This window comes from Pseudoalteromonas sp. CuT4-3 (assembly GCF_035666335.1).
GTDB classification, from domain to species: domain Bacteria; phylum Pseudomonadota; class Gammaproteobacteria; order Enterobacterales; family Alteromonadaceae; genus Pseudoalteromonas; species Pseudoalteromonas atlantica.
On the sequence record NZ_CP142030.1, the window covers coordinates 2,353,536 to 2,364,275 of the forward strand.

At 39.6% G+C, this 10,740-nt stretch carries 10 protein-coding genes; 4 read left to right on the top strand and 6 right to left on the bottom strand.

Annotated elements, in window-relative coordinates; all coding sequences use genetic code 11:
• The first annotated feature begins 105 nt into the window (after positions 1–105).
• The gene (locus VOI46_RS10815) at positions 106–471 is read left to right on the top strand and encodes a DoxX-like family protein (RefSeq protein ID WP_039972399.1); all 366 of its coding nucleotides are present in this window, start codon (positions 106–108) and stop codon (positions 469–471) included.
• A 53-nt stretch (positions 472–524) separates the two neighbouring features.
• Here the strand turns inward: VOI46_RS10815 and speB are convergent, their stop codons facing one another.
• Both speB and speA read right to left on the bottom strand, forming a co-directional pair.
• Positions 525–1,448, bottom strand: coding sequence for an agmatinase (gene speB / locus VOI46_RS10820; protein ID WP_004588858.1), 924 nt, complete (start codon positions 1,446–1,448; stop codon positions 525–527).
• A 3-nt stretch (positions 1,449–1,451) separates the two neighbouring features.
• A complete protein-coding gene (speA, locus tag VOI46_RS10825; protein ID WP_004588857.1) occupies positions 1,452–3,365 on the bottom strand; it encodes a biosynthetic arginine decarboxylase in 1,914 nt (637 codons plus the stop codon).
• A gap of 252 nt (positions 3,366–3,617) precedes the next feature.
• Between speA and VOI46_RS10830 the strand changes: the two genes are divergently transcribed.
• Complete coding sequence (locus VOI46_RS10830; RefSeq protein ID WP_004588856.1) at positions 3,618–4,481, top strand: alpha/beta fold hydrolase; 864 nt, start codon at positions 3,618–3,620, stop codon at positions 4,479–4,481.
• Positions 4,482–4,483: 2 nt separating this feature from the next.
• Positions 4,484–5,089, top strand: coding sequence for a TetR/AcrR family transcriptional regulator (locus VOI46_RS10835; protein WP_004588855.1), 606 nt, complete (start codon positions 4,484–4,486; stop codon positions 5,087–5,089).
• Between the two features lie 44 nt (positions 5,090–5,133).
• Here the strand turns inward: VOI46_RS10835 and VOI46_RS10840 are convergent, their stop codons facing one another.
• From VOI46_RS10840 to VOI46_RS10855, 4 genes are all read right to left on the bottom strand, one after another.
• The gene (locus tag VOI46_RS10840) at positions 5,134–5,466 is read right to left on the bottom strand and encodes a YnfA family protein (protein ID WP_004588854.1); all 333 of its coding nucleotides are present in this window, start codon (positions 5,464–5,466) and stop codon (positions 5,134–5,136) included.
• Between the two features lie 122 nt (positions 5,467–5,588).
• Positions 5,589–6,458 carry an MYG1 family protein gene (locus tag VOI46_RS10845; protein ID WP_004588853.1) on the bottom strand — a complete coding sequence of 290 codons (870 nt, stop codon included), beginning with the start codon at positions 6,456–6,458 and terminating at the stop codon, positions 5,589–5,591.
• Positions 6,459–6,726: 268 nt separating this feature from the next.
• Complete coding sequence (locus VOI46_RS10850) at positions 6,727–7,197, bottom strand: GNAT family N-acetyltransferase (protein ID WP_004588851.1); 471 nt, start codon at positions 7,195–7,197, stop codon at positions 6,727–6,729.
• 158 nt (positions 7,198–7,355) lie between these two features.
• On the bottom strand, positions 7,356–9,620 hold the full coding sequence (locus tag VOI46_RS10855; protein WP_004588850.1) for an EAL domain-containing protein: 2,265 nt from the start codon (positions 9,618–9,620) through the stop codon (positions 7,356–7,358).
• 368 nt (positions 9,621–9,988) lie between these two features.
• Between VOI46_RS10855 and cysZ the strand changes: the two genes are divergently transcribed.
• Positions 9,989–10,720: a sulfate transporter CysZ gene (cysZ, locus tag VOI46_RS10860; protein WP_024034179.1), complete on the top strand. Its 732-nt coding sequence runs from the start codon at positions 9,989–9,991 to the stop codon at positions 10,718–10,720.
• Positions 10,721–10,740 lie beyond the last annotated feature (20 nt).

Consider the following 10,740-nt stretch of genomic DNA (forward strand, 5'->3'; position numbering starts at 1 on the left):
TTTTAACGATAAATAAATCATTTAGTAACTAGGCAAAAAATTTTGTGTTTAGTGGTTCTAAATAGAGATTTTTTAACGACGTTAGTAATTGATTTAGTACGTTAAATTGTTCAAATAGTTATTTGGGTTAGTATCATTCACGGCTTTTTTCCAAAGCTTTATCATATTGCCCCGCTTGAAAAACTAATGACTGGCAGTGCGGGTTTTTCAGCAGAAGTGTCTGACTTAATTACACGTTCGGCGGGTATTGGCGAAATTATATTTGGCGTGTGCTTATTAGTGTTTTATAAAAATAAGCACCTCGTTATTTTAAATATTTTAGCGCTTTTAGGGCTTTTGTTAGCGGTTGTAGTAATGCAGCCACCATTACTCATTGAAGCATTTAACCCAGTAACCACTAACCTGCCGCTTATTGGGTTAAGTTTTATTTGGTTAAAAGAAATTAAGCTGCAAAATAATCGACACCTCTAAAATAAAAAAGGTATGCCTGCGCATACCTTTTTTGTAGTGCTTAACTTATAGCGTTAATACTTATTTTTATGTGTCCACAGGTGCAATAATTCACTGGCAATTGTTGCTGCAGCAATCGCGGTAAGCTCACTTTGGTCGTACGACGGTGATACCTCTACCACATCCATTCCGACCATATTTATGCCTTTGAGTGCGCGCAGTATTTTAAGCACTTTATCAGATGTTAAACCACCGCATACAGGTGTGCCTGTACCTGGTGCAAATGCAGGGTCTAAGCAATCTATATCAAATGTTAAGTAAACGGGTAAGTCGCCTACTCGCTCGCGTACTTGCGCTGCTATTTCATTAGCGTGCAAATCGTTAGCTTGCATTGCATCAATCACTGCAAACTCATGCTTTGATTGGTCAAAGTCGGTACGAATACCAATTTGGATACTGTGCTCTACATCAATCAGCCCTTCCATGGGTGCATGATAAAACATAGTGCCGTGATCAAAGCGCGAGCCATTGCTGTATGTATCAGTGTGCGCATCAAAGTGAACCAGTGCCATTTTGCCATGTATCTTTGCATGCGCGCGCAATAGCGGAAGCGTTACAAAGTGATCGCCACCAAGGCCTAACAGCGTTGCCCCTTGGCGAAGTATTTGCTCTGCAGCCATTTCTAGCTGTGCCGTAAAATATTCAGGATCGCCTACCGGATAAGTAAAGTCCCCCGCATCAGCAACCGTTAAACGCTCAAACAAAGGAAATGTCCACGGGTATTTAGTGTCTTCCCAGGCTAAATGTACCGACGCACGGCGAATGGCATCGGGCCCTAAGCGAGCACCGGGGCGACCCGAAGTTGCTAAGTCAAAGGGTAAGCCTAGTACAACGACATCTGCATCAATGGCATTAATGTTTTGCACCATAGGACGACGTAAAAACGTCATCCCGTTTGAATACAATGAGTGGTCAACATGACCAAACAAGCTAGACATTGCTTATAACTCTTCTAAATAAGTGTAGCCATTAAGGCCGCTTTGCAACTCGTCTAAAACGCTTTGCTGTTCATTTTTATCTATTTTTGCAGACACTAACTGCGCGTACGAATGTTGAAAGCTCTCAACATCTAAATGTACATAGCGCATCATATCGGCTACGGTATCGCCTTGGTTTATTTCACTAATACTGGCAACGCCTTGCTCATCCATATTGATAATAGCGCTGTGCGTATCGCCAAATAAATTGTGCATATCACCTAAAATTTCTTGGTACGCACCCACTAAGAAAAAGCCCATTAAGTAAGGTTTATCAGCACTGTACTCAGGCACGGGTAATGTGCTTTCAATGCCTTGGCCATCAACATAGTGCTCAAGCGCGCCGTCTGAATCACAGGTTATATCAAGTAATACAGCACGTTTTTTTGGTGCTTCGGTTAAGCCACTTAATGGCAATACCGGAAACACTTGATCAATCCCCCACGCATCAGGCAATGATTGAAAAAGCGAAAAGTTTACAAAAAACTTATCGGCTAAACGTGCGTTCAACTCGTCAATAATCGGGCGATGAAAACGGTTTTTGTTATCCATGTGTTTGTTAAGCTCATAACAAATACGTAAGTTAACTTGCTCTGCCCACGCACGCTGCGTTAAATCTAAAAGCCCAAGTGCAAACTGGTTATGCGCCTCCGCTAAATCCCCTTGGCTGTCGTGGTAAATTTCAATTAGTGCGCGATCATCCGTTAAATCGGTTAACTGCACAAACGATGCCCACATATTATTTAATAAAAGCGGTGCATCTGCTGCTGGCGCTACTAACTCTTCTGGCGTGTAACTTTCAGTACCAATAACATTTGAGATAAGTACTGCATGGTGCGCCGTTAGTGCACGCCCCGACTCAGAAATAATCGTCGGCATGGGCTGTGCATACTGCTTACAAGTATCACCTATGGTGTACACAATATTATTTGCATACTCAGCTAAACTGTAGTTCATTGAATTATGTGATTGGCTGCGGGTACCATCGTAATCAATAGCTAAACCGCCCCCTACATCTAAGCACTCAATGATTGCACCTAATTTGCGTAGCTCACAGTAAAAACGTGCGGCCTCGCTTACACCTAAACGCACATCACGAATGTTTGCCATTTGCGAGCCTAAGTGAAAATGCACAAGTTGCATTAAATCAAGCTGGCCTGCGTCTTTTAAACGGTTTACTACATGCAGTACTTGCGACGCAGATAAACCAAATTTAGATTTTTCGCCGCCACTTGCTTGCCATTTACCTTTGCCTTGCGAAGCTAAACGAACGCGAATACCAATACGTGGTTTAACATTTAGCGCTTTTGCTTGGCTAAGTACCATGTCGAGCTCAGAGAGTTTTTCAAGCACTATGTATACTCTGTGGCCTAGCTTTTCGCCTATCAGTGCTAAGCGCACATATTCTTTATCTTTGTAGCCATTACATACAATCACTGCACTGGTTTTTTCTGCCATTGCCAAAACAGTTAAAAGCTCTGGTTTGCTGCCCGCCTCAAGGCCTAATTGTTTTTTTTCTAATTCGGCTTGGCTTGCTACTATTTCTTCAACCACTTCGCGTTGTTGGTTTACTTTAATTGGGTAAACTAATAAGTAATCTTTTGGGTAACCATAGTTTTCAATCGCGGTATTAAATGCGCCACATAAACTGTGCACACGATGATGTAAAATTTGTGGAAAGCGCACTAAAGCCGGTAAGCTTAAGCCTTTTTCTTGAAGTTGTTTTGCTATATCTGTAAGTGCAATAGTTTGCTCTGGGGCGTGAGCCTTTGGGGCAACATACACATCACCTTGATCATTAATACCAAAAAAACCTTGGCTCCAATGACGAACATTGTAACTCGTGCGAGCTTGTTCTAGTGATGTTGTCTCTTTCATTTATCTTTCTCTTGTATTTAATGAATGCCGGTTTGGCTAGTTGCGCGCATTAAAAGAAAAATAGACTTTTAAGTCCAACAAGTATTTTTACTCGTAACGAGTGATTTTTAGTGTTGAGAGAAAAAACCCCTACACCTTAGCTTTTACAGCTAACCGCCTTTAGTAAAGCAAGCTGGTTATGCGGCTAAAAAAATAAGTACAGTTGTACTTATTTAAGATAAAATAGAACAACTGTACTTATTTGGTATAAACATGAAACAAATTTATTTTAATCAAAACAAGCCACCTAAATTTTCTAAAATAACAAAGGCTGCCACTTTTGGTCTGACCAAAACATTTCCTAAACTCAGTGCCCGCCTTGCCATGAAGGTATTTTGTAACCCGCATAGCCGACGCCAATACGAATTTAGAACATGTATACAGCCAATTAATATTAAACTTACTACCGAGCTTGGCGCTGTAAACCTGTACTATTTTAGCCAAGCCGAAAACACTAAAACGGTATTTTTATCTCATGGCTGGGCCGATAGCACTAATCGGTTTACTGCTTTAATAGATGAACTACTTGAAAAAGGCTTTAATGTTTACTCAATTGATCACATAGGCCATGGCTATTCGCACGGCAATACCTCGCACTTATACGGGTACATGCAGGGGCTAACAGCGGCTTTTGAGTACTTTAATGGGCAAAATATTACAATTAATAGAGTCGTTACACACTCTATGGGCGGTGTTGCTTTGTTAAACTTAGCGCCTCATTATTTAGAGAATAAAAAAATTGTGATGATCTCTGCCCCTGCACAAATATTTGAAGCCATGTTTGCTAAGGTCAGGCAAGTGGGTATTTCTGAGCTCATGCTAGAAAATATGCTTAATAAAGTGTCGGACAAATATGGTATTAGCTGGCAAAACCTTCACCCTGATCATTCTAAAAATAAAATTAACGAAAACATGTTGTTTATTCATGATAAAAATGACTCAGTGGCAAGCTTTGAGGCAATAAAATTATTAACTGAGAACACACCCGCAACACTTGTGGCCACACAAGAGCTGGGGCACGTGCGCATTTTAAAAAGCCAATACGTGTACGACCAAATAACACGCTTTATGGATTAACGATGAAAAAAAGTGAGAGCACTAAACGCAATATTTTGTACAAAGGAATGGCCTATGCGGCTGCACATGGTTTATATAGCTTGTCGATAGGAAAAATAGCGGCAGTGACTAACATGTCGCGTACTGGGGTGATCTCACACTTTGCCAATAAAGAAGATATGCAAGTGGCTATTTTGGCCTACACCGAAGAAGAGTTTAGAAAACAGGTTGTTGATATATCTGTTGATGAAGATGCGTTAATTCATTTAAATAATTTTCAGCAACGTTGGCTTGAATGGCTCAACTTTTTAGATACGGTATCGCCTGGTAAGCAGGCAAGTTGCCCGCTCATTAAAGCGTCGGTAGAATTTAAAGCAAGCCCGAACTGTTTGGTAAGGCAGTTTATGCAAGACCAACACTTAAAAATGATTAACTACCTCACTAAACTTGCAGTTAACTGCCAAGCACAAGGCTACTTTTGCCAAGACAAAGAGCCGAGCATTTTTGCGTATGAATTTTATGGCTTATATACCGGGCATGTTGTACAAACAAGCTTAATAGATAATCCAGCTTTAACGCTTACTTATAAAAAAGTAGTTGGCAATTTAATTGCGCGATATATGCGTTAACAGTGGCCTGTAAGGCGTTTTTTACCTTTAATATGGCGTACTTTTTAAGCGCTTTTAGGTGCAAAAATAATAATAGCCATGCCCAGTAAGGCAACCGCCCCGCCCACTACATCCCACATTGTAAGCTTTACGCCATCAACTGCCCATAACCACAGTAAAGCCACGCATATGTACACACCGCCATACGCGGCATACACCCGTCCAGCGGCTGCTGGGTGTAACGTAAGCAACCACGCGAATAGCGCTAAACTGACTGCTGCAGGTATTAAAAGGAATATGGATTTATCTTCTTTAAGCCAAAGATAAGGTAAGTAACAGCCAATAATTTCTGCCAGTGCGGTAATAATAAATAGCGCGATAGTTTTTACTTCAAACATAAAACCTCACGTGATTTAAATAACGGGAGCATAATAAAGCTAAGTAACTGCAAACTAGTTACTTAGCTAAAATAGTGCAAATTATGGGTAAAAAATTTTTACCCATATTTATGTAAAACAGGTTACTCAGCTAAGGCCACGTCGGCCAGCTTCATTGTACTTTCGAACGATTTAGTACCGGCTATAAATAAGCCATTGTGGCAAAATACAGCGTCGTCTAAGCCTGTTTCAGCTTGAAACTCTTCATCAGATAAACCGGCCCACGCTTTAGGCAGTGACTTTCTATCTTCAAACGAGCCTGGCTCTACTGGTACAGTTTGAATAATCCATTGGCCGTTTTGCGAAGGGTAAACCATAAATAAAGCGTCGCTTGATAAATGGTGTACTGTTTTTTTCCATGGTGTGTATTTTTCTAAAATAATCACGCGGGGATCTTTTGCCTCTTCTATTGCTTTTGCAACAATATCTTTGGCGTTAATGCTTCCTTTTGCTGAGGCAATAAAACGGGTTAATAAACGCGCTGCAAACTCAACGGCTTCATCAAAGCATTCATCAAAGTTGCCTTCCTCTTCCCATGTTGGATTAAACATAGAAAGCGTTTGGCTAAGCGTTATGCCCTCAACCACACCCTTAACGTAACCACAATCTATGGCATCAATTGTAGAGACTAAACCAGCGTCAACTCTATCAGCCACCGCTTGGTTATTATCACACAGTGCTAAACCATACTTTTTCCAAATTAAGCCAAATGACGAGTATGGCGTGCCATTTTCGCGCTCGCCTGCGCCGCCGCGTTGGTGGTGATCAAAGCGTCCTGTGTCAGGGTTGTATTCGCCACCTACATCAACAACAATATCGGCACTTTCTATTACTGCTTTATCGCGGGTTCGTACCAAGTTAAAGGCAGGCAATACATGCTTAAGTACCGCAATACTAAACACGTCATCGGCATGGAAATTACCACTGTGGGTTACTACTGTTAAATCGCTCATTGGTTTTGGGCTACTTTTAAAAAAGATAAAATTCTCACTTATGAAGTGCTAAATAAAGGTTTATACCCGTTTGCTTAATCAAGTAATTTATTTTGAAGCAAAAAAGCTTGTTTATAGCCAGGTTTTGCCTCTTAAAATCATTAAGTATTACTGTGCACAGGTATTAAATATACGTGGCGAATTTTATACGAAGATAGCAGTGAAAAACAGTGAAGTATTTTTTGCGCCTACAGAGTCAGCTATAGGCACACAGTAGTAAATAGCTTATTTATTCTGGCTCAGGGCTCAGGGCAAGCTCCATAAATACACTTTGTGGGTTATCTTGATACGAGCCAAAGCTTGCACAGCGCGCAAAACCTAAATCTTCATATAAACTAATTGATTCGGTTTGCTTTGGGCCTGTTTCTAATCGGATAAGTGGAATTTTTGTTTCGCCGGCGTAATGCAGGAGGTTTTGCATTATGCGTCTTGAAAAACCTCTACCACGGTAACTTGGTTTTACGTATAAACGCCTTATTTCGCCATATAGCGCGCCGTCATTTTGCTTAACAATAGCACCACAGGCAATAATGCCATCTTCGTTTTTTAAACCAATTGCGTAAACGTTGTCTTTGCTTAATTCTTCTAATTTGAGAGATTGGGCTGTAGCCACGGGGTATAAGGAGTTTATCAGTCTATCTATATCTGCAAACACATTAACTACATCAGGATCCTTAGGGGTTAATTCGACTAACTGCATCTCTTGTCGTCCATTTTATTATTTTGAATCGTTATAGTGGCTTCATAATATATACTTAATACGCGTGTTCCTAGTGTTGTTTAAACAAAATGTTTTAATAAGGTAAAAATAGCTTTATTAAAACGTTAGCTTAATTTACAAAAACAACGCACAGCCTGCTAAGCACTTAGGCTTTGCTTTTTTAATTGATGGGCATGCCACTTAATATAGTTACTGGCATTCATAGGTTTTGCGACTAAATAGCCTTGTATACAATCTGCATTGAGCAAGTTTAGTAACTCAAATTGCGCCTCTTGCTCTACACCTTCAGCAACAACGGTAATGTCTAAACTTTTGCCCAGGCTTATAATCGTATTAACAATATTAAAGCCTTTGCCTTTATCTAAAATCTTATCGATAAAGCTTTTATCAATTTTTATTTCCTGCACGGGGAACGCATTTAAATGGGCTAAACAGGAATACCCTGTACCAAAGTCGTCTATAGAAAACACAAAACCTTGTTCTTGTAGCTCCGTCATTTGCTTTATTGTGCTGTCAATATCGCCCGATAGCATGGTTTCGGTGATCTCAAGTTTAATATGCTGCGGTTTTATGTTGAACTCTTTAATTGTAGAGCAGAGCTCACGGGTAAGCTGTGCAGAATTAAACTGTATATGACTAATATTTATAGATACGCTAAAGTGCTCATCTATCATGTTTTTTTCATTAAGTTGATTAATAAGGCGGCATATATTGCGAAGCACTATGTTTTGCAGTTTTTGAATCAGGCCATATTGCTCTGCAATAGGAATAAACTGATTAGGCGCAATAACCCCTTTATTAGGGTGTATCCACCTTATCAGGGCTTCTGCACCTATTATCTTCCCTTGCATACTAATTTGCGGCTGAAAATACGCACAAAATTCGTTATTAGCGATTGCTCTTACAATATCCGTTTCTAATTCGGCTTGGTTTTCGAGTAAAGTTTGCAGTTTAGGGTCATAAAAGCTGCAGCTATTGCCACCTTTTGCCTTAGAGCGGTACATAGCTGTATCTGCAAATTTTAATATGTTATCGGTGGCTGTGTGCTCTTCGTTAATTAAGCAAATACCTATACTGCAGCTAACTTGAAATGCCAGCTCCCCTATTGCAAACTTATCATTAAACACGCCTTGTACTTTTTTAGCGACTATTTCGGATTCAATACAAGCTTGGTGATTATGCTCGCCAATGTATTCGAGTAAAATAATAAATTCATCACCGCCCACTCTAGCTAAAGTATCAGATGATCGTATTACGCCACCTAAGCGTTTTGCTAATTCTATTAATACTTGATCTCCGGCGCCGTGGCCTAATGAATCATTTATTCTTTTAAAGTTATCAACATCTAAAAACAACAATGCGCCCGTTTTTTTGGTGCGTTTAATACGCTCTACACACTTTGCTAGGCTGTCGCTGAGCATTCGTCTGTTGGGAAGCCCTGTTAGTGGATCAAAAAACGCAAGCCGTTGAACTTCTTGCTCGGCTTTTTTGCGAAGGGTTACATCTCTTGCCATCCACACTACGTGCTTAAGTTCTGGTTTTTCTGGCTGGTAGTTAGTAAGTGCAGCCGCTCTTCCTTCAAAGGTTATGTGGCCTTTGGGCACGGCTAAATCGTACTCAAATATTTGCATTTCATTGGTGCGAATGGTTTTTTTAATAATCCCCATGATCATGTCGGCATCTTTAACTGGGAACAAGTCTTGCACATTTTGACCAATTAAGTCGGTAGGCGATTCAAGTAATAAGTCACTCGAGGTACCGTAAATATCGGTATAGACGCCCTCTTCGTTCAAAATCAAAATAAGATCGGGCATCACTTGCGTAAATGCTTTAAATTTTTCATTACTTTTTTGCAGGTCTGCCACTAGCTGCCTAGCTTTGAGCGACTCTGCGTTTTTTTCTAGTGCTATGCTAGAAAAATGTACAAAATAGTCAATGAGTTCTAAATCTTGCTGTGTAGGTGCTTTAGGGGTGCCGTGGTAAATAGCAAAAGTGCCTAATATTTCATTGGTGGTTGAAATAACCGGGGTTGACCAACAAGAATATAAACCGTACCTGTGCGCTAAATCTTTGTAATCTTCCCACAAGGGCGAAAGGTCAATATTTTGCGCAATAACTCGCTCATTTTTATAGGCTGCGGTGCCACAAGACCCTACATTAGGGCCTATAAACACACCATTAATGGCCTTTAAATATTCATCGTCAATATTTGGGGCAGCACGATGAAATAACTGATTACCTGTTAAAGACAGTATTGAGCATCTTGCAGAGCTGTCTTCAATAACTTGCTCTATAGCTAAACAAATATCTTGTAAAACATCGTCTAAGGCAATGCCTAACGCGATTTTAGATAATATATCCTGCTGGTGAGATAACAATTGTTTTAGTTTTGCAGTATTCATACTTCACCATGCATCTAGGTACTTTTATGTTGCTACGCACTTTAAAAAAGTGCAGTGCATCAACAAATTCCTGCTCTTAGTTCATATATTTAAAATGAGTATAGTTAATAAACTTACAGCGCGAGTTTTATTATTACGATTATGGAAATTGTTTTTTAATAAAATAGGTAAAAAACAACTTTAGTATGCGTTAAGCCTACATTATTTTGCAACAAAAAATAAACATCCATAACAAAAACAATCCAGCCAACACACTCTAAAACTTTTTAAAAATTTTGCAGGTTTAACACTTTGTTACTTAAAAAGGCTGTTCAAAATTATCAGTCTAATTATACTGCATGCAGATATGAGTCTTTTTTGAGGTTACTGTGCAGATCATACAAGGTATGGAATATTTTTTTTCAGGCTTTAAATTAATTAGCCAAAAAGGCCTTAAGCGCTTTGTGCTTATTCCACTTTTACTTAATATTTTATTGTTTGGTAGTTCATTATTCTTTTTATTTGGTTGGTTAAGCGACAGCTTTAATTATATAAACAACATGTTACCTGAGTGGCTAAGCTGGCTTGAATGGTTAATGTGGCCCATTGCCGTGCTTGTAGTGCTATTTAGCTACAGCATGCTATTTACGGTAATAACTAACTTTATTGCGGCCCCTTTTAACGGACTACTCAGCGAAAAAGTAGAGCTTTATTTAACGGGTCAAAAAATAAATGACGACGGTTTTGCTGATTTAGTAAAAGACATTCCACGCATGGTAGGCAGAGAGTGGACAAAGCTTTGCTATTACTTACCCCGCGCTATTGGCTTTTTTATTTTGCTGTGGATTTTACCCGTTATTGGACAAGTGTTATGGGTTTTATTTACATGTTGGATGTATGCTGTGCAATACAAAGATTTTGCCTTCGATAACCATAAAGTAGGCTTTAAACAAATGAAAGACGATTTAAAGTCTAAACAAGGTTTATCTTATGGCTTTGGCTTTGCTGTTATGCTGCTCACTGCAATCCCATTTATTAACCTAATTGTTATGCCCGTTGCTGTGTGTGGCGCTACTCGTTTGTGGGTAGATAATTATCGCTCTAAATACCGAGCGGGCTAAATAACACTACGGAAAATAAT